This window comes from Burkholderia sp. YHN3-13 (assembly GCF_055810675.1).
Genome location: NZ_JBVVNQ010000034.1, coordinates 17,037 through 34,678, shown reverse-complemented (window position 1 = coordinate 34,678; position 17,642 = coordinate 17,037). Strand labels below are relative to the sequence as shown.

16 protein-coding genes and 1 pseudogene are annotated in these 17,642 nt (G+C 67.2%); 10 read left to right on the top strand and 7 right to left on the bottom strand.

Annotated elements, in window-relative coordinates; genetic code table 11:
• Positions 1–178: pseudogene (locus AC0KUR_RS36415) on the bottom strand (circularly permuted type 2 ATP-grasp protein); the annotation flags it as partial.
• 67 nt (positions 179–245) lie between these two features.
• Positions 246–1,736 carry an L-asparagine permease gene (gene ansP / locus AC0KUR_RS36410; RefSeq protein ID WP_049036810.1) on the bottom strand — a complete coding sequence of 497 codons (1,491 nt, stop codon included), beginning with the start codon at positions 1,734–1,736 and terminating at the stop codon, positions 246–248.
• Positions 1,737–2,251: 515 nt separating this feature from the next.
• Between ansP and AC0KUR_RS36405 the strand changes: the two genes are divergently transcribed.
• From AC0KUR_RS36405 to AC0KUR_RS36385, 5 genes are all read left to right on the top strand, one after another.
• Entirely contained in the window at positions 2,252–3,058 is an 807-nt protein-coding gene (locus AC0KUR_RS36405) for a transporter substrate-binding domain-containing protein (protein WP_034189546.1), read from the top strand.
• 89 nt (positions 3,059–3,147) lie between these two features.
• A complete protein-coding gene (locus AC0KUR_RS36400) occupies positions 3,148–3,834 on the top strand; it encodes an amino acid ABC transporter permease (RefSeq protein ID WP_049036812.1) in 687 nt (228 codons plus the stop codon).
• A complete protein-coding gene (locus AC0KUR_RS36395; protein WP_069705813.1) occupies positions 3,831–4,481 on the top strand; it encodes an amino acid ABC transporter permease in 651 nt (216 codons plus the stop codon). Before AC0KUR_RS36400 ends, AC0KUR_RS36395 begins: the two co-directional genes overlap by 4 nt.
• Positions 4,468–5,217: an amino acid ABC transporter ATP-binding protein gene (locus AC0KUR_RS36390; protein WP_034189549.1), complete on the top strand. Its 750-nt coding sequence runs from the start codon at positions 4,468–4,470 to the stop codon at positions 5,215–5,217. Before AC0KUR_RS36395 ends, AC0KUR_RS36390 begins: the two co-directional genes overlap by 14 nt.
• A gap of 255 nt (positions 5,218–5,472) precedes the next feature.
• Positions 5,473–6,627, top strand: coding sequence for an aldose epimerase family protein (locus AC0KUR_RS36385; protein WP_226254329.1), 1,155 nt, complete (start codon positions 5,473–5,475; stop codon positions 6,625–6,627).
• A 27-nt stretch (positions 6,628–6,654) separates the two neighbouring features.
• On the opposite strand, the gene AC0KUR_RS36380 is transcribed toward AC0KUR_RS36385, so the two are convergent.
• Entirely contained in the window at positions 6,655–7,515 is an 861-nt protein-coding gene (locus tag AC0KUR_RS36380) for a PhzF family phenazine biosynthesis protein (protein ID WP_175028480.1), read from the bottom strand.
• Between the two features lie 80 nt (positions 7,516–7,595).
• Positions 7,596–8,567 carry an AraC family transcriptional regulator gene (locus AC0KUR_RS36375; protein WP_473377265.1) on the bottom strand — a complete coding sequence of 324 codons (972 nt, stop codon included), beginning with the start codon at positions 8,565–8,567 and terminating at the stop codon, positions 7,596–7,598.
• 94 nt (positions 8,568–8,661) lie between these two features.
• Here AC0KUR_RS36375 and AC0KUR_RS36370 point away from each other — a divergent pair, with 94 nt between their 5' ends.
• Both AC0KUR_RS36370 and AC0KUR_RS36365 read left to right on the top strand, forming a co-directional pair.
• Positions 8,662–9,495, top strand: coding sequence for an oxidoreductase (locus AC0KUR_RS36370; RefSeq protein WP_226229487.1), 834 nt, complete (start codon positions 8,662–8,664; stop codon positions 9,493–9,495).
• 153 nt (positions 9,496–9,648) lie between these two features.
• Positions 9,649–10,485: an alpha/beta fold hydrolase gene (locus AC0KUR_RS36365; RefSeq protein ID WP_034189573.1), complete on the top strand. Its 837-nt coding sequence runs from the start codon at positions 9,649–9,651 to the stop codon at positions 10,483–10,485.
• A gap of 103 nt (positions 10,486–10,588) precedes the next feature.
• Here AC0KUR_RS36365 and AC0KUR_RS36360 read toward each other — a convergent pair whose 3' ends face one another.
• Positions 10,589–11,509, bottom strand: a complete 921-nt coding sequence (locus AC0KUR_RS36360; protein ID WP_473377264.1) for a LysR substrate-binding domain-containing protein — start codon at positions 11,507–11,509, stop codon at positions 10,589–10,591.
• A gap of 164 nt (positions 11,510–11,673) precedes the next feature.
• Here AC0KUR_RS36360 and AC0KUR_RS36355 point away from each other — a divergent pair, with 164 nt between their 5' ends.
• Positions 11,674–12,324 carry a LysE family translocator gene (locus AC0KUR_RS36355; RefSeq protein ID WP_473377263.1) on the top strand — a complete coding sequence of 217 codons (651 nt, stop codon included), beginning with the start codon at positions 11,674–11,676 and terminating at the stop codon, positions 12,322–12,324.
• 84 nt (positions 12,325–12,408) lie between these two features.
• Here the strand turns inward: AC0KUR_RS36355 and AC0KUR_RS36350 are convergent, their stop codons facing one another.
• Positions 12,409–13,116, bottom strand: coding sequence for a DUF3142 domain-containing protein (locus AC0KUR_RS36350; RefSeq protein WP_034189556.1), 708 nt, complete (start codon positions 13,114–13,116; stop codon positions 12,409–12,411).
• Positions 13,117–13,123: 7 nt separating this feature from the next.
• Positions 13,124–15,295, bottom strand: a complete 2,172-nt coding sequence (locus AC0KUR_RS36345) for a PA5441 family protein (protein WP_473377262.1) — start codon at positions 15,293–15,295, stop codon at positions 13,124–13,126.
• 449 nt (positions 15,296–15,744) lie between these two features.
• Here AC0KUR_RS36345 and AC0KUR_RS36340 point away from each other — a divergent pair, with 449 nt between their 5' ends.
• Together AC0KUR_RS36340 and AC0KUR_RS36335 are read left to right on the top strand one after the other, a co-directional pair.
• Positions 15,745–17,265, top strand: a complete 1,521-nt coding sequence (locus AC0KUR_RS36340; RefSeq protein WP_473377261.1) for a hypothetical protein — start codon at positions 15,745–15,747, stop codon at positions 17,263–17,265.
• A 32-nt stretch (positions 17,266–17,297) separates the two neighbouring features.
• Positions 17,298–17,624 (top strand): hypothetical protein, encoded by a 327-nt coding sequence (locus tag AC0KUR_RS36335; RefSeq protein ID WP_051701020.1) that lies wholly within the window; start codon positions 17,298–17,300, stop codon positions 17,622–17,624.
• The last annotated feature ends 18 nt before the right edge of the window (positions 17,625–17,642 follow it).

Sequence of the window (17,642 nt, the reverse complement as noted above, 5' to 3'; positions counted from 1 at the left end):
CGGCGGCCTCCGCGTCGCCGTAGACGGCGAACGTGATGCCCGTCTTGCGGAACACGCCTTCCGCGTCGTGGGCTTTCTGGGCGAGGCTCGCGGGATTCTGCGTGTCGAGCCATGCCTTGACTCGCGAGTAGGGCGGGCGAACCAGATCGCCCGCAAGCATTTCGTCAAACGGTGCCATTGAATTGTCTCTTGTTCTGCGAGGCGGCCTGCGTCGGCCTCAGGCCGTCCGCCAATTGCGCGTCGGCTCAGTCGTTGCCTTTTTCGAGTACTTGCTGGGTCAGCGTGACCGACGGGATGGTCGGTTTGAGCAACCCGCGGCGTGCGCGGCTGCTCAGCCATTTCCAGCCGGCCACGAGCAGCAGCGCGACCAGCGGGATCGAGGCGATCGTCCAGGTGCCGTTCGGATAGTCGAATGCCATCAACACCAGCACGCCGAGCAGGAACAGCAGCGTGAGCCACGACGTCACGGGCGCGCCGGGCATCCTGAACGACACGTCGTCCACCTCGCCGCGCCTGACCGCGGCGCGGAACTTCATCTGGCACACGACGATGAAGCCCCACGTGCTGATGATGCCGAGCGACGCGATGTTCAGGACGATCTCGAACACGTTCGACGGCACGAGATAGTTGAGCAGGACGCCAACCACATAGATCGCGACGGTCACCAGAATGCCCGCGTACGGCACGGATTGCGCGCTCATTCGTCCGAGGAATGCGGGAGCCGAGCCGCCCATCGACAGCGAACGCAACACGCGCCCGGTCGAATAGAGGCCCGAGTTGAGGCTTGACAGCGCCGCCGTCAGCACCACCAGGTTCATCACCGAGCCGATGCCCGGCACGCCGAGCGCGCCGAAGAACGTGACGAACGGGCTCTGGCCCGCCTTGTACGCACTCCACGGCAGCAGGCAGACCAGCAGAACGACCGAGGCGACGTAGAAGATCGCGATGCGCCAGATCACGTTGTTGATCGCGCGCGGCAGCACCTTGCGCGCATCCTTGCACTCGCCGGCCGCCGTGCCGACCAGTTCGACGCCCGCGAACGCGAACACCACGCCCTGCACCAGCACCAGCGCCGGCATCAGTCCGTGCGGAAAGAACCCGCCGTTGTCGGTGATCAGATGCATGCCGGTATCGTGGCCGGCCACCGGCACGCCCGTGCCGAGGAGCACGGAGCCGATCGCGAGAAACAATACGATCGCGGCGACCTTGATCAGCGCGAACCAGAACTCCATCTCGGCGAACCACTTCACGCCGATCAGGTTCATCGTCGCGACGATGCAGAGCGCGACGAGCGCGAAGATCCACTGCGGCACGGCCGCGAACGGCGCCCAGTAATGCATGTACAGCGCGACGGCGGTGATGTCGACGATGCCGGTCATCGCCCAGTTCAGGAAGTACATCCAGCCTGCGACGAACGACGCCTTCTCGCCGAGGAATTCGCGCGCGTACGACACGAAGCTGCCGCTGCTGGGGCGATGCATCACGAGTTCGCCGAGCGCGCGCAGGATCAGGAACGAGAACGCGCCGCATACCAGGTAGACGATCGCGAGCGACGGTCCGGCGGCCTGCAGACGGCCGCCGGCGCCGAGGAACAGACCGGTGCCGATGGCCCCGCCGATCGCGATCATCTGTACCTGTCGATTGCCGAGGGTCTTGTGATAGCCGGCTTCGTGCGATTCGAGCCAGCTGCGTTTGTTGGTTTCGCCCGTTGTCGACGGTTCCGGAAGCGATGCCATGATTGCGTCCTCGTGCTCTGAAGTGATTGCATTCGTCCCGATCGCGGGACGATCGGGAACGACTCGTACCGGAGAACCCGGGCGCGGAATCAGGCGCGCCCGTCCTGCTTGCGATTTGCCGATCGCGGCGAAACGCACGGTATGTCGCGAACGTATTCGGCCGTAATTCCCGTCACAAACGGAATGCAAATTTGGACTGAACCTGTTCGAATCCGTGCATATGGGCCACGACGATCGCGCCGCAAAACGCGCCGGCCGGCACCGCGCATGCACGGCGGTCGTGTTTCCCGGATGAACCGGTTAGGTAATTTGGTGCGCCCGCGCGCACTGCGGGGGCAACGGCTGTCGCCGATGCCGACTCATGCACCGAAATGAGGAATGCGGGTTGCCGGCATTTCCCGCTCGTGCCGGCACGGCAAGCGTTTCACGGCAATGGCCCGGTTTTTGCTGGAGTTGCATCGGCCGCGCAACGGTTGCGCGCTGCCCGACGACATACCAGACAAGGAAGATTCACCGTGAGCCCGACGACTCGACCGTTCCCCCGACGCACCTGGCTGGCTGCGCTGATCGCCGCACCCGTGATGGCGCTGTTCGCCGCTGCACCGGCACATGCCGACGCGCTCGACACCATCGCGAAAAACGGCGCACTGCGCGTGGCGGTGCCCGAAGACTATCCGCCGTTCGGCTCGGTCGGCACGGACATGCAGCCGCAGGGCTACGACATCGACATGGCCGAGCTGCTCGCCAAATCGCTCGGCGTGAAGCTGAAGCTGGTGCCCGTGAACAGCGCGAACCGGATTCCGTACCTGACGACCAACAAGGTCGACATGGTGATCTCGTCGCTCGGCAAGACGCCCGAGCGCGAGAAGGTCATCGACTTCTCGACCGCGTACGCGCCGTACTTCCAGGGCGTGTTCGGGCCGGCTGACGTGAAGGTGAGCGGGCCCGCCGACCTGACCGGCAAGACGGTCGGCGCCACGCGCGGCGCGCTCGAGGAGATCGCGCTGACGCAGCTTGCGCCGAACGCGACGATCAAGCGCTTCGAGGACAACAACGCGACGATCCAGGCGTTCCTGTCGGGGCAAGTGCAGCTGATCGCCGCCGGCAACATCGTCGCGGCGGCCATTCTCGCGAAGAATCCGCCGCGCCGGCCCGAGGTCAAGTTCGTGATCAAGAATTCGCCGTGCTTCGTCGGCGTCAACAAGAACGAGCCGCGCCTGCTCGCGAAGATCGACGATGCGATCACGCATGCGAAGCAGGACGGCACGCTGGGCGCGATGTCGCGGAAATGGCTCGGCCAGCCGTTGCCGGCGGGGCTGTGACGGATCGCCGTGTTGCCTGATACACCGCCGCGGCCGGCGCCGCCGGCGCGGCGGGTGTCGTTGTCCGAACCTGAACTTACTCAATCGTCATGAGCTACCAGCTTCAATTCGGCGATCTCGCCGAATACGCCGGCGTGTTCGCGAGCGGCGCGGCGATCACGCTCGCGCTGACCGCGGTCGCGACCGTGCTCGGCGTGGCGATCGGCGTGCTCGGCGCGGCCGCGTACAGCGTCGACGCGCCGGTGGTCGTGCGGCTGCGCCCGCTGATCGGCGCGTACGTCGAGGCGATCCGCAATACGCCGTTCGTCGTCCAGCTGTTCTTCATCTTCTTCGGATTGCCCGCGCTCGGCGTGCACATCGACGAATACACGGCCGCGATTCTCGCGATGACGCTCAATCTCGGCGCGTACTCGGTCGAGATCGTGCGCGCGGGCGTCGCCGCCGTCCCGAACGGGCATCTCGAGGCGGCGTCCGCGCTTGCGATGTCGCGCGCGCAGATGCTGCGCCACGTCGTGCTGCCGCAGGCGCTCGCCAAGGTGTTTCCCGCGCTCTCGAGCCAGATCGTGATCACGATGCTCGGTTCGGCGGTCGTGTCGCAGGTCTCGGTGGCCGACCTGACCTATGCGGCGGGCTACATTCAATCGCGCAACTTCCGCGCATTCGAGACGTATTTCGTCATCACGCTCGCGTACCTGGCGATGGCGCTGCTGCTGCGCGGCGCGCTCGGTTCGATGGGGCGCCGCCTGTTCTCCCGTCGTGTGCGAGGTGCGCGATGATCGATTTCACGTTCGGGCAGATTCTCGCCAACCTGCTGCTGGCCGCGCGCTGGACGATCGTGCTGTCGATCGTGTCGTTCCTGTCCGGCGGCCTGGTCGGCCTCGGGGTGCTCGTGATGCGCGTGTCGGGTTCGCCGGTGTTGCGTGGCAGTGCGAAGCTGTACATCGAGGTATTCCAGGGCACCCCGTTGCTGATGCAGCTGTTCATCGTGTTCTTCGGCCTGCCGCTCGTCGGGCTCGACGTGCCGCCGTGGGTCGCGGCCACGGCCGGGCTCACGTTCTTCACCAGTGCGTATCTCGCCGAAATCTGGCGCGGCTGCGTCGAGGCGGTGCCGAAAGGGCAGTGGGAGGCCTCGGCGAGCCTGGCCATGAGTTATGTCGAGCAGTTGCGTCACGTGATCCTTCCGCAGGCCGCACGCATCGCGATCGCGCCGACGGTCGGCTTCGGCGTGCAGGCCGTGAAGGATACGGCGCTGGTGTCGATCATCGGCTTCACCGAGCTGACCAAGGTCGGCATCGCGATCTCGAACGCGACGTTCCGGCCGTTCGTCGTGTACGGGCTCGTCGCACTGATCTATTTCGCGCTCTGTTACCCGCTTACCCGTTATGCGCGCACGTTGCAAAGGAGATGGCATGTCGCTCGTTGAAACCCGTGGTCTCGAAAAGAACTTCGGTACCCATCATGTGCTCAAGGGCATCGATTTCTCCGTCGAGCGCGGGCAGGTCGTCTCGATCATCGGCCGCAGCGGCTCCGGCAAGAGCACGCTGCTGCGCACGCTCAACGGGCTCGAGAGCATCGACGCGGGCACGATCTCGGTCGACGGCGAGCGTGTCGATGCGCGGCACGCCGACCTGCGCGCGCTGCGGCTCAAGGTCGGGATGGTGTTCCAGCAGTACAACCTGTTTCCGCACCTGAGCGCCGGACAGAACGTGATGCTCGCGCAATCGGTCGTGAAGAAGGCGCATCGCCAGCAGGCGCGCGCGATCGCGGAATTGATGCTCGAGCGCGTAGGCCTTGGCGACAAGTTCGACGCGTTTCCGGAACAGCTGTCGGGTGGCCAGCAGCAGCGCGTGGCGATCGCGCGGGCGCTCGCGATGAAACCGAGCGTGCTGCTGTGCGACGAGATCACGTCCGCGCTCGATCCCGAGCTCGTCGGCGAGGTGCTGGGCGTCGTCGAGCAACTCGCGCGCGAGGACATGACGCTGATCATGGTCACGCACGAGATGAACTTCGCGCGCGCGGTGAGCGACCGGATCGTGTTCATGCACCAGGGCCGGGTGTGGGAAACCGGGACGGCCGAAGAGATCTTCGAGCGGCCGCAGACGGTGGAGCTGACGCGGTTTCTGGGCAGCGTCCGGAATACGGAAGCGGTGGCGCGCTGACCGGCTACTCCTGAGCGGTGCGGACATCGGCGCCGGCTCGACACCGACGTTTCAGCCTGCCGTGCGCCGCGCCGTATCCGGTGCGTGCGAGCCGGACGTGCCGCCGTATCGATGCGCTTCCGTGCGATCATGCGCGTGCGATGGCGCGGCGCCGTGTTCGGATCCCCGAGACGAGACCGGTTCCGCCTGTCGCCCGGCGGCGTGCGGGCACGCAGCTTGCGCGCAGCCGCCCGTCGCAACGCTTCGGAGGCTTCCATGAAACGACCACACCCGCTGATCGCGATCTGTGCGGTCGCAACGATCGGGTTCCATGCCGGTATCGCCTCGGCGGCGCCCGACGTATCGATCCGCCGCGCCGATTACGGAAAGACCGCCGCCGGGCAGCCGGTGGCCCAGTACACGCTCGCGAACCCGCGCGGCGTGACGTTGAAGATCATCACGTACGGCGGCATCGTGACCGCGCTCGACGTGCCGGACCGGTCGGGTCACGTCGCCGACATCGTGCTCGGCTTCGATTCGCTGCGCGATTACGAGGCCCACAACGGCAACATCCATTTCGGCGCGCTGATCGGCCGTTATGCGAACCGGATTGCCGGCGGGCGTTTCGCGCTCGGCGGCGGCACGTGGAAGCTGCCGGTCAACGACGGGCCGAACACGCTGCACGGCGGCCCCGACAGTTTCGACGCGAAGGTGTGGACGGTCACCGGTACGCGGAGCGACGCGGACGGTTCGAGCGTCACGCTGCGCTACGTGAGCCCCGACGGCGAGAACGGTTTCCCCGGTACGTTGACGACGGACGTGACCTACACATTGACGCCCGACAACGTCATTCGCATCGACTATCGCGCAACGACCGACAAGGACACGGTCGTCAACCTGACCAACCACAGCTACTTCAACCTGGCGGGGCAGGCCGGCGGCAGCGTCGAGCGGCAACTGATCGAGATCGCCGCATCGCGCTTCACGCCGACCGACGCCACGTCGATTCCGACCGGGCAACTGGCGAGCGTCGCGGGCACGCCGATGGACCTGCGCCAGTTGACGCCGATCGGCGCGCGTCTGCGCGACGCGGATCCGCAGCTCATGATCGCGCACGGCTACGACCAGAACTGGGTGCTCGACCAGGGCGGCCAGCCGGCACCGGCGTTTGCCGCGCGCGCTTACGACCCGGCGTCGGGGCGTTTCCTCGAGTTGTACACGACCCAGCCGGGGCTGCAGTTCTACACGTCCAACGGGTTGAACGGCAGCGTCGCGGGCAAGGGCGGAACGCTTTACCGGCAAACCGATGCGTTCGCGCTGGAAGCCGAGCATTTTCCCGACTCGCCGAACCATCCGGCGTTCCCGACGACGGTACTCAAGCCGGGCGAGACGCTGCACGAAGTGACGGTGTGGCGGGTAGGGGCACGATGAACGAAGGCGACACCCGGCGCGCGTGTGTCATAGGTTGACGACGCCGCGGCCGATTTCGATCACGCGTCCGCCGACGCCTATGTCGCCCGTTGCGCCGATCGACAGCCGCAGCCGGCAAGGCCGGCCGACGGCGTCGCCCTGTTCGACCAGAAACGCGGCGGGCAGATCGTGTCCGGCGGCAAGCAACCAGCCGCCGAGATTCGCACAGGCCGACCCGGTGCCCGGATCTTCCGACACGCCGCCGCCCTGTTTCACGAAGAAGTAGCGCGACACGACCGTCCCCGGGCGCTCGGCGTCGAACGCGAACACGTATGCGGTCCTGCGCCCGAGCCTGCTGCGAGGCCAGATGTCCAGGCAGGCGCTGTCGGGCTGCGCGCGCCGCACGGCGGCGGGATCCCTGAGCGCGACCAGCAGTTGATCGGCGCCGGTGTCGACCCACTTCGGCGGCGCGAGCAGATCGTCCTCGGCGAGCCCCAGCAGCGCTGCCGTCTGCGCATCGGACAGCTCGCACGGCGCCGTGTTCGGCATGCCCGCATGCGGCGCGGTGAAGGTCCAGACGTCGTCGCGCGCGTGGACGTCGACGATGCCCGCCTTGAATTCGAGTGCGAGCGTATCGCCGGTCTTGCGCAGGTCGCGCACGACGTGCGCGGTGCCGAGCGTCGGGTGGCCCGCGAAAGCCATCTCGTAGCCCGGCGTGAAGATGCGGACACGCGCATGCGCACGCGCCGACGGCAGCACGAAGGTCGTCTCCGACAGGTTGAACTGCACGGCCAGCGCCTGCATGGTCGCGTCGTCCATGCCGCGTGCGTCGTCGAACACGCAAAGCGGGTTGCCGCCGAACGTCGATTCGGCGAAGACATTCAACAGGCGAAAGGCATACGGCGTCATGTGAGTCTCGGGTGAGGGGGTGATGATCCGGCTTCGAAACAGGATGGTCCGGGTGTGGATGCCGGTGTGATCGACGCCGGTCAATGCGACGACACGAACACCGCATCGTCGAATGCATCCGGAATCGCGAAGCTGTCGCGCATGCGCCGCGTCTCCTTTGCCGGCGTCAGGCCGAACAGACGCTTGAATTCCCGGCTGAACTGCGACGGGCTCGTATAACCGACCGCATAACCGGCGGCCTCCGCCGTCAGGTCCTGACGCACCATCAACAGGCGCGCCTGATGCAGGCGCGTCGACTTCAGGTATTGCATCGGCGACACCTGCGTGATCGCCTTGAAGTGACTGTGAAAACTCGGCACGCTCATGCCGGCCGCGTCGGCCAGTCGCGACACGTCGAGCGGCTGCGCGTAGTCGGCATGGATCACGCGTAACGACCGCCCGATCCGGCCGAACTGTCCGCGCATCGCCAGCGCGCTGCGCATCGCGCTGCCCTGGGCGCCGGTGAGCACGCGGAAATACAGTTCGCGCAGCAGTGCCGGGCCGAGTATCGCGGCGTCGAGCGGCCGGTGCATCGCCTCGACGAAACGCAGCACCGACGCGTGCATCGCTTCGTCCATCGGCGTCGACATCATGCTTCTCGGTGCGTGCACGGGTTCCGCGCTGCCTTCGCGGTCGATCTGCGCGGCGAGTTCGGCGGCCAGCGTGAAATCGAGGTGCAGGTACAGCGCGAGCAGCGGGCGCTCGGGCGTGGCGTCGGTTTCCATGCTGAACGGGACGGGCACCGACACGGCCAGGTAATGGTGTTCGTCGTACAGATAGCGCTCGCCGCCGAAGTAGCCGCACTTGGAGCCTTGGCACACGATCACGATGCCGGGGTCGTACAGCACCGGCGTGCGCGACAGCGCGCGGTTCGAGCGCAGGATGCGCACGCTCGGCAGCGCCGTCAGGTTGTAGCCTTCGTCGGGCGCCAGCGTGCGCAGCAGCGTCACCAGGCGTTTCCGGTCGCGCGGCGACGGCGACGGATATCGGGCGGAGGTTGGGGCGTCGCTCATAGTTTTGTGCAAGAAAATCAGCGGAATCTGGCTTAATCGACATCGATCGTCAGACTAGTATGCATGCTTCAATCGACATTCGGGAGAAGCACACATGGCATCCGGCAACATCATGCTCATCACGGGCGTCAGCAGCGGATTCGGTCGCGCGCTGGCGCAGGAGGCGCTGGCGGCCGGTCACACGGTGGTCGGCACCGTGCGCAGCGCGCAGGCGGCACGGGAATTCGAGGCGCTGTCCGCGCACGCGGCGGTCGCACGCGTGCTCGACGTGACCGACTTCGATCGCATCGACGGCGTCGTCGCGGACATCGAGGCGAACGTCGGGCCCATCGACGTGCTGGTGAACAACGCGGGCTATGGGCACGAAGGGATCATGGAAGAAGCGCCGCTCGCGGAGATGCGCCGGCAGTTCGACGTCAACGTGTTCGGCGCCGTCGCGATGATGAAGGCGGTCGTGCCGTTCATGCGCGAACGCCGGCGCGGCCGCATCCTGAACATCACGTCGATGGGCGGCCACATCACGATGCCGGGCATCGCCTACTACTGCGGCAGCAAATTTGCGCTGGAAGGCATTTCCGAATCGCTCGGCAAGGAGCTCGAGCCGTTCGGCATCGCGGTGACGGCCGTGGCGCCGGGATCGTTCCGCACCGACTGGGCCGGCCGCTCGATGGCGCGCACGCCGCGCTCGATCGCCGACTACGATGCGCTGTTCGACCCGATCCGCCAGGCGCGCGAGGAAAAGAGCGGCAAGCAGTTGGGCGATCCCGCGAAGGCCGCGCGGGCGATGCTCGCCGTCATCGGCGCCGACCACCCGCCCGCGCATTTGTTGCTCGGCAGCGATGCGCTGCGGCTGGTGCGCAACAAGCTGTCGGCGCTGGACGACGAAATCCGCGCGTGGGAGGCCGTGACGGTCTCGACGGACGGCTGACGCGCGCGGTGCGCGGGGCAAAACGGCGCGTTCGCTTCCTGCGGGTGGATGATTGGCCCGGGCATGTCACCGTCGAATCGGGTTTCACAATAATCCCCGATAATGGTCGTCGGCCAGTGCGCCACGTTCATTCACCTCACAGGAGTCATCGCGATGCCATACGTCACCACGAAGGATCACGTCGAGATCTTTTACAAGGACTGGGGCCCGAAGGATGCGCAGCCCATCGTGTTCCACCATGGCTGGCCGTTGTCCAGCGATGACTGGGATGCGCAGTTGCTCTTCTTCGTGCAGAAGGGCTATCGCGTGATCGCGCACGACCGGCGCGGCCATGGCCGCTCGGCGCAGGTCTCGGACGGCCACGACATGGATCATTACGCCGCGGATGCCTTCGCGGTCGTCGAGGCGCTCGACCTGCGCAATGCGGTGCATATCGGTCATTCGACCGGCGGCGGCGAAGTCGCGCGCTATGTCGCGAAGCACGGCGAGCCGGCCGGCCGGGTCGCGAAGGCCGTGCTGGTGAGCGCGGTGCCGCCGCTGATGCTGAAAACCGCATCGAACCCCGAAGGCCTGCCGATCGAGGTGTTCGACGGTTTCCGGAAAGCGCTCGCCGACAATCGCGCGCAGTTCTTCCTCGACGTGCCGAGCGGCCCGTTCTACGGGTTCAACCGGGAAGGCGCAACCGTGCATCAGGGCGTGATCCGCAACTGGTGGCGCCAGGGTATGGAAGGCAGCGCGAAGGCGCACTACGACGGCATCAAGGCGTTCTCGGAAACGGACCAGACCGACGACCTGAAGTCGATTTCCGTCCCGACGCTCGTGCTGCACGGTGAAGACGACCAGATCGTACCGATCGCGGATGCCGCGCTGAAGTCGGTCAAGCTGCTGAAGAACGGCACGCTGAAAACCTACCCGGGTTATTCGCACGGAATGCTGACGGTCAATGCGGACGTCCTGAACGCCGACCTGCTGGCGTTCGTGCAGGCATAACGACGTCCGGCGCACGCCTGCCTGCGGCGGGCGGCGTCGCGATGCGCGGCTGGCGATCCGTCGCCCCCGTTGAACGGGGCGGCGCGATGGCCGGCCGCGCGTTTCAGCCCACCCCGTTGAAGCGGACGCCCGGATGCGCGAGGCGCGGCATCCGGGCGGCCAGAAACGCATGCAGTTCGCGCACCTGCGCGGCCTTGCCGGAGTCTTCCGGCCAGACGAGGTAGTACGCGTCGCCGGTGCCGACGGCCGTCTTGAACGGCAGCACGAGCTGCTTCTCGTCGATCGCCTTCGCGCACAGCGCGAGGTCGCCGATCGAAATCCCGTGGCCGGCGATCGCCGCCGCCATCCCCTGTTCGAGCATGTCGAACACCTGCCCGCGCGTGATGTCGACGTCCAGAGCGTGGCCGCTGCCCTGGAGCCAGCGGCGCCAGTCGCGCCGGTCGGGCGACGGGTGGATCAGCTCGCACGCGGACGGGTTCGCTCGTGCGACCGTCGCGGTCGAGCGCGAGCACACCGGAATCAGCCACTCGTCGAACAGCTTCACGCAATGCGTGCTTTCGCCGAACCTGCCGGCGCCGAGCAGGATCGCGCAATCGTAGGATTCGCTGAAGAAATCGACGGTATCGACATCCATCCACACGCTCGCGATCTGCACTTCGAAGGCCGGCCGCGTGGCGCGAAACGCGGCGAGTGCGTCGAGCAGCCAGCGCATCGTGAGCGTCGACGGCGCCTTGAGCCGCAGCACGTCGCGCTGCGTCTGGAACAGCATGCACGCTTCCTCGACCTGCCGGAAGCCGCGCCGCAAGCCCGACGCGAGGATGTGCGCTTCCGCCGTCACGGTCATCTTCGGTCCGCGCCGGACGAACAGCTTCCGGCCGAAGTAGGCCTCGAGCGTCTTCACGTGCTTGCTGACCGCGCTCTGCGTCAGGCTCAGTTCCTCGGCGGCCAGCGTAAACGAGCCGGTGCGCGCGGCGCTTTCGAATGCGCGCAGTGCGTAGACAGGGGGAAGCGGTTTGGCCTTCATGGGTTTCGAATATGAATAAAACTCATGTCATGCGGCAGGATTTTCCGTTTTTCGTCAGTGTCCCGGACGCGTGATACTCCAGGAAAGGCGAAATTCGGCATGCCCGGCTTCCATGATGCCACCGTGACCGGCTCGCACGTCAAACGGTAGAACAACTTTTTGTCATGTCACTCCATTATCCGCTGCTGTTCGCCTATCTTGCCGCGATCGTGCTGCTCATCGCGACGCCCGGCCCGGTCGTCATGCTCGTGACGGGCACCGTGGCGCGACGCGGTTTCCGCCAGGGCATGCTGACCGCGGTGGGCGCGAATGCCGCGAGCCTCGTGATGATCGCGGGCGCGATGCTGATGGTGTTCGGCGTCGTGCTCGTCAGCGATCGCCTGCTCGACGGGCTGCACGTGATCGGTTGCGTGTTCATTGCGGTGCTGGCGATCCGCAGCTTGCTCGGCGAATGGCGCATCGGCCGCATGCGCGGCGGCGACGATGACGCGCGAGCCCAACGGGTACCGCGGCCGCGCGGCTTGCCCGGCGTCGTGCGCGGCTTTCTCGTCGGCATCGCGAATCCGAAGGACCTGCTGTTCTTCGTCGCGTTCTTTCCGCAGTTCGTCGCGATCACGCCGGATTCGCGCGTGAGCCTGGCGATCCTGGCCGCGCTGTGGATCGCGGTCGATTTCACGATCCTGACCGGCTACATGGCCGCGATCAATCATCCGCTGCTTCACCGGAAGCAGCGCTGGATCACCGCGGCATCGGCGTTCGCGCTGCTCGTGATCGCGCTCGCGGGGCTCGCCGGCACGATCGCGCGTGCCGCGTAGGACATTGGCGATCTGCGTGACCGGCGCCGCGTTCGCGATCACGCGTGAGGAGCGGCGGCACGCGGGCCGGCCCGGTTCCGGCCGCTAGCCGTTGCGCAGGAACACGACGTAGCCGCGAAACCACGGATTCGACGCGAGGTACGGCGGCGCGTCCCACTCGCCGCCCTGGATCACGCCGATGCGAAACGGCAGCTGCAGCCGCGCGACGCGCGGCAGGTAGTCCGCATAGTCGCGAATCGTGCTGCGCCCCTGGTAGGTCTGCACGACCACTTCGTCGACGATGCCCCTGAGCTGGTTGACCTGGTCGGTATCGATGCGGCTGCTCCAGTCGAGCAGCCCCGTGATGCTCAGCCGGCAATCGGCGGGCAGGCTCGCGCGCAGCGTCCGCAGGAATTCGAGGTAATCCTGCAGATGGCGCGTGCGCGCGTCGAAGTCGATCTGGATGCCGGTGATCGTGCGGCCCGACGCGCGCCAGCGCTCGAGCTGCGCGAGCATGATCTGCGTCACGCGCGGCGTCCAGCGCAGCGTGTGCGCACGATAGACGAGCCACACGCGTGCGCGGGGCGCCGGCGGCAGCGCGACGCCCTGCGCGATCACGCGGACTTGCGATTCGTCGCGCGGCGCCGCCTCGATCTGCCCTTGCAGCACGTAGACGGTGCGCGCGTCGCGCACGACCGCCTGCGGCTTCACGCCCGCCCACAGCCAGAACGCGTCGTACCGGGCGGCGTCGACGGTGCCGCCCAGCGCGACGCGCGCGGCCAGCAGCAGCGCGACGCACGCGATGCGCGTCATGCGGCGCTCACCAGTAGTAGCGGAGCTTCTGCGCCCACGGGCTGCCCGGATAGGCGGTCTTCAGCGTATCGAACCAGCGCTTGCGCGTATTCTTCGGCACTTCCTTGCCGCCGCATTCGTTGCTGCCCGACGGCGCATAGCACTTGATCGCGCGGTAGAACGCGTAGGCGCGGTCGTTCGGGTTCGCCTGCGCATCGGCCATCACCGTCACATAGCTCGACATCCGCTCGTACGGCTTGCCGGCGAACTGCGACGGCGCGTTGCCGAGGGTCGGCGGCGCCGTGCGCGGGGTGCTCGACGGCGGCGCGTAACGCGCCCACGGCGACGCATCGCCCTCGAGGTTGGCCTCGAGCGGATTGAGTCGCACGAAATCGGCGAGACAGTTCAACCCTTTCGCGTCGGCGGGATTCTGCTGGAGTACCGTCGCGATGTCGCGCGCGGACGGGCACGTGTAGCCGTCGTCTTTCCGCGGGCTGGCCGCGACGAACGGCTTCAGCGGGTCGGCCGGCGTGCCCGACACCAGCGCGGTATCGGCGATGAACTCCGCGTAGCGCGAGCGCGTGAGCTCCTTGTACAGCAGCGTGTACAGCGCGGCGTCGCGCAGCGCGGCGCCGGCCGCCGGGTTTTGCGCCTGTGCGCGCAGCAGGTCCGCATTGGCCGCGCGCCTCAGCAGGACCGCGCGAATCGCAACGTTCTGCACGAGCGAATCGTCGGCGAACACGTCGTTGACGAGCCCGGCCTGCTCCAGGTTGATCGCGAGCGCGAGTTCGAGCGCTTCGCGCTGGAAGCGGAATTTCGCGAGCGGGATCAGGTCGCGCCACAGCTGGCGTGCCTTGTCGCTCTGGCCGCTGTCTTCCAGCGCGAACGCGCGCAGCGCCTGCTGGCTCAGGCCGAAGTAGTCGAGCGGCGCGGCGGGCGTCTGCGGCAGCAATTCGAGCGCGGCCTCCGGCTTGTGCCCGATCTGCACGTACCAGGTCGCGAGCAGATAGTCGTACAGCACGGGCGCGTTCGCGAAGCGCGGCTTCTGCGCCTGCAACTCGTCCAGCGTGATCGGCTTGCTGCTGCTCGAATCGCCGCTGTCCGACACGCGCATGCGCATCAGGTCGACGGTCGCGAGCACGGTCGGCGACTGGATCTGGCGTGCGTCGAAATCCGGTCCGAACAGCAGCTTGCTGTCGAGTTCGTTCGCCAGCTGCATCAGCGGCACGTTCGACGTCGCCGGCGACCAGCGCGCGAGCGCGTGGCCGTAAAGATCGGCCTGCTGCGTCACGTTCCCGCCGAGCCACGCGACCCGTCGCAACAGCCCCGTCGCGGACACCGCGTAGCGCCCCTGCGGATACACCTTCAGGTAGGTGCGAAACACCGTATTCGCGGCGTCGAGCGACACCTTCGTCACGCGCGCCCGCGTCGGCGTCGGGCTGTCGTTGTCGAACACGTTGGCCTGCGCGGCGTTCAGCTGCGCGCGCCCGGCCATGTAGAGGCCGGTTTCCTTCAGCCACGGGTTCGCACTGTGCGACGCCTGCGCGAAAGACCGGGTCGCGGTGAGGAAATCGGCGCGGTAGAACGCGTTCGTGCCGTCGAGGTACGCGGCGAACTGCTGGCCGAGCGGCGACTTGACCGGCGGCTTCGTCCAGACGGCGCTCGCGCCGCCGGCGGCACAGGTCTTCTGCGCGATGTCGGCGCGTGCCGTGCGCAGCCGCGCGGCTTCGTCGGCGGGGAGGCCGCCGGCGCCGGTCAGTGCGTCGTTGAACGCATCGGCGCCTGCGTTCATGCTGCGGCAGATGCTGCCTTCGCCGTCGGCATACCGGTTCGACGAGGCATCGGCGTCCGGCGTGCCGCCGGTTTTCTCCGCTTCCTTCTGGCCGATATAGATCCATCCGGAGAAGTCCATCGGGAACGGCACGATGATCTGGTTGATCCGGTCTTTCGCCGGGATGGTCTTCGGGTCCGGAAACACCTGCGCGACCCTGGCGCTGTCGACCATCATCAGCATCGCGTTGACGCGCGTGTCGTTGGCGGGGCTCAGCATCGGCAGGTTGGCGCACGAGTAACCGGATTGCCGGAGCGTGGTCGGCGCATAGCAGCCGTCGTCCCCGCTGGCGTGGGCGGCCGGAATCCAGAGCAGGCTGGCCGCCAGCGCGGCGAACAGGTTTCGGTGCAGCAATGGGTTGCTTGGCATTTTTCTTGTGCTGGGTAGGGGGCCGCGATGGCCGGGTCTCTCAGGCGGGGCGCGTCGCCCCGGCGCGTATCGTACCTCACGGCCGGCAACGGTTGCCGGCACGCGCGGGCCGGTCGCGTCGATCGCCGCCGGGTGAAACGGAAGTCCACTCAGTGTGGACGCAACGCCACCTTGAATCAGGACTGCCTGAATTAAGATGCAGCCGGCAGTGACGGACATCCGACGGTAGACGACCTGTCGTCGTCCTCGCTGCCCGACGGGGGGCCGTCTGCCGAAAGCGGCGTTCGCACCGATCCTAACGACGGCTTCGATCATGACAGGGGCGCGAACGCATGCCGGTTTCCATGCCTTTTCAATAGTAATGCTTATCAATCTTTCGGGCGGTGCGATGCGTGTTTCTCCGCATCGCAGACGCGCGTGCGCCGGCAAATGAAAACAAGAGGATTCCGATGAAACCCATTACATGGATGGTCATGGCAGCCGCGCTCGCGCTGACTGCATGCGGCGGCGACGACGTCGCGCCGAACGGCGGCGCGTCGCTGTCGACACCGAACACGCCCGGTTCGCCTTCCGGTTCGACCTCGCCCGGCGGCGGTTCGAGTGGCGGCGGTGCAAGCGGCGGCCCGACGGGCGGCGGGCCCGCGCAACCGCAGGCCGGCTGGTCGCAGGCCGCGGCGGTCGACGGCAAGGGGCCGGAGGGCGAGCCCAGCGTGACGATCGACGCGAGCGGCAACGCGCTTGCGACCTGGATGACCAACGGGCCCGCCGGCGCGAACGGCAACGAGATGTGGGGCGCGCGCTATGTCGCGGGCTCGGGCTGGGGCAGCGCGACGCGGCTCGACACGGGCGACGGCTCGCATTCGATGAACACGACGAGTTCGAGCCCGCCGCAGCTGGTCGGCAACGCGAGCGGGCAGGCCGTCGCATTCTGGACCGAATGGAAACCGGGCCCCAACACGTACGCGCTGTGGGCGCGCCCGTACAGCCCGGCCGGCGGATGGGGCGCGGCATTCGAACTGGTGCCGGACGTGGCGGGTTCGACCTATTCGGCCGGGATCGACAGCCAGGGCAACGCGCTCGTCGCGTGGACGCAGTCGATCAGCCTGCTCGATACGCGCATCGCGTGGTCGCGCTACACCGCGGCCGGCCAGTGGTCGCCGGCGGCGGTGATCCAGATGCCGGTGCAGACCGGGCCGGGTGCGGTGACCGGCGACACCGACAACGTGCGGCCGATGATCTCGGTGCTGGCGTCGGGCCGTGCCGTGCTCGCGTGGCGGCAGACCAACCATACGCACTCGGCGCTGTGGACGGCCACGTACGACGCGACCAACGGCTGGACCAACGTGAACCAGGCCGTGTCGAACACGAGCCTGTTCACGACGATCATCTCGCCGGTGGCCGGCATGGACGCGAAGGGCAACATCACGCTGCTCTGGGGGCAGATCGACGTGACGAACGGGAAGATCTACACCGCCACGATGTCGCAACGCTATGTGTCCGGAACCGGGTGGCAGCCCGCGCAGCCCGTTTCGCCGGCGATCGTCGAGCCGACGGGGTTCATCGCGACGCCGATGCTGACCGTCAACGACAACGGCGTGGCCGCCGCGATGTGGGCGGAAGGCGGCGCGGCGCTGCAGGTGAGCGTGTCCGATGCGAGCGGGAACTGGGGGCCGCTGCAGCGGCTGACGGAACACCTGAACGGCGCGGCAGGCCAGTACCCGCCGCTCGTGATCGATGCGGCCGGCAACGTGACGGCCGCCTGGCAGGACACCGGCTTGCCGGGCGCATCGGCCGTCATCGCGGCCAGCTACCGGAAGGGCGCGTGGAGCGCGTCGACGGTGGCGGCACAGAGCGCATCGTGGCCGGCGCTGGCCGTCAACGCGACGGGGGCGATGGCGCTGGCGTGGCTGTCGTATGTCCCGAGCGTCGGCAGCCAGGTGCAGGCAAGTTTTTACACACCGGGCTCGTAACGGGTTCGCGCCACGAATTTGAAGGAGAAAACATGAAAAGAACCTTGCATTGCACCGTCGGGACCGCCTTGGGCGTCACGGTCGCCGCCCTCGTGCTGTCCGCATGCGGCACGACGCAGATGAACATGGTCGACGTCCAGACGTCGACCGCGAAGACGCTCGGGCTCGCGTCGTCGGACGAGATCACCATCGCCAACGTGCAGTACGCGAAAAAGGACGGGCTGGGCGGCCAGAAGGTGAGTTACGACGCGACGACCGGCAAGGGGCGGCGTTTCGGCTGCACGGTGTTCATGATTCCGGGGCTCACGCCGCTCGATCGGCCGACGTACAACAACTGGGAATGCCATCCGCAACGCTGATGGCCGCGGTGACGACGG

Excerpts from the sequence above, each read along its gene's own strand:
- ansP (WP_049036810.1), bottom strand. The coding sequence starts at position 1,736 with ATGGCATCGCTTCCGGAACCGTCGACAACGGGCGAAACCAACAAACGC.
- AC0KUR_RS36400 (WP_049036812.1), top strand. The coding sequence starts at position 3,148 with ATGAGCTACCAGCTTCAATTCGGCGATCTCGCCGAATACGCCGGCGTG.
- AC0KUR_RS36395 (WP_069705813.1), top strand. The coding sequence starts at position 3,831 with ATGATCGATTTCACGTTCGGGCAGATTCTCGCCAACCTGCTGCTGGCC.
- AC0KUR_RS36390 (WP_034189549.1), top strand. The coding sequence starts at position 4,468 with ATGTCGCTCGTTGAAACCCGTGGTCTCGAAAAGAACTTCGGTACCCAT.
- AC0KUR_RS36385 (WP_226254329.1), top strand. The coding sequence starts at position 5,473 with ATGAAACGACCACACCCGCTGATCGCGATCTGTGCGGTCGCAACGATC.
- AC0KUR_RS36380 (WP_175028480.1), bottom strand. The coding sequence starts at position 7,515 with ATGACGCCGTATGCCTTTCGCCTGTTGAATGTCTTCGCCGAATCGACG.
- AC0KUR_RS36375 (WP_473377265.1), bottom strand. The coding sequence starts at position 8,567 with ATGAGCGACGCCCCAACCTCCGCCCGATATCCGTCGCCGTCGCCGCGC.
- AC0KUR_RS36370 (WP_226229487.1), top strand. The coding sequence starts at position 8,662 with ATGGCATCCGGCAACATCATGCTCATCACGGGCGTCAGCAGCGGATTC.
- AC0KUR_RS36365 (WP_034189573.1), top strand. The coding sequence starts at position 9,649 with ATGCCATACGTCACCACGAAGGATCACGTCGAGATCTTTTACAAGGAC.
- AC0KUR_RS36360 (WP_473377264.1), bottom strand. The coding sequence starts at position 11,509 with ATGAAGGCCAAACCGCTTCCCCCTGTCTACGCACTGCGCGCATTCGAA.
- AC0KUR_RS36355 (WP_473377263.1), top strand. The coding sequence starts at position 11,674 with ATGTCACTCCATTATCCGCTGCTGTTCGCCTATCTTGCCGCGATCGTG.
- AC0KUR_RS36350 (WP_034189556.1), bottom strand. The coding sequence starts at position 13,116 with ATGACGCGCATCGCGTGCGTCGCGCTGCTGCTGGCCGCGCGCGTCGCG.
- AC0KUR_RS36345 (WP_473377262.1), bottom strand. The coding sequence starts at position 15,295 with ATGCCAAGCAACCCATTGCTGCACCGAAACCTGTTCGCCGCGCTGGCG.
- AC0KUR_RS36340 (WP_473377261.1), top strand. The coding sequence starts at position 15,745 with ATGAAACCCATTACATGGATGGTCATGGCAGCCGCGCTCGCGCTGACT.
- AC0KUR_RS36335 (WP_051701020.1), top strand. The coding sequence starts at position 17,298 with ATGAAAAGAACCTTGCATTGCACCGTCGGGACCGCCTTGGGCGTCACG.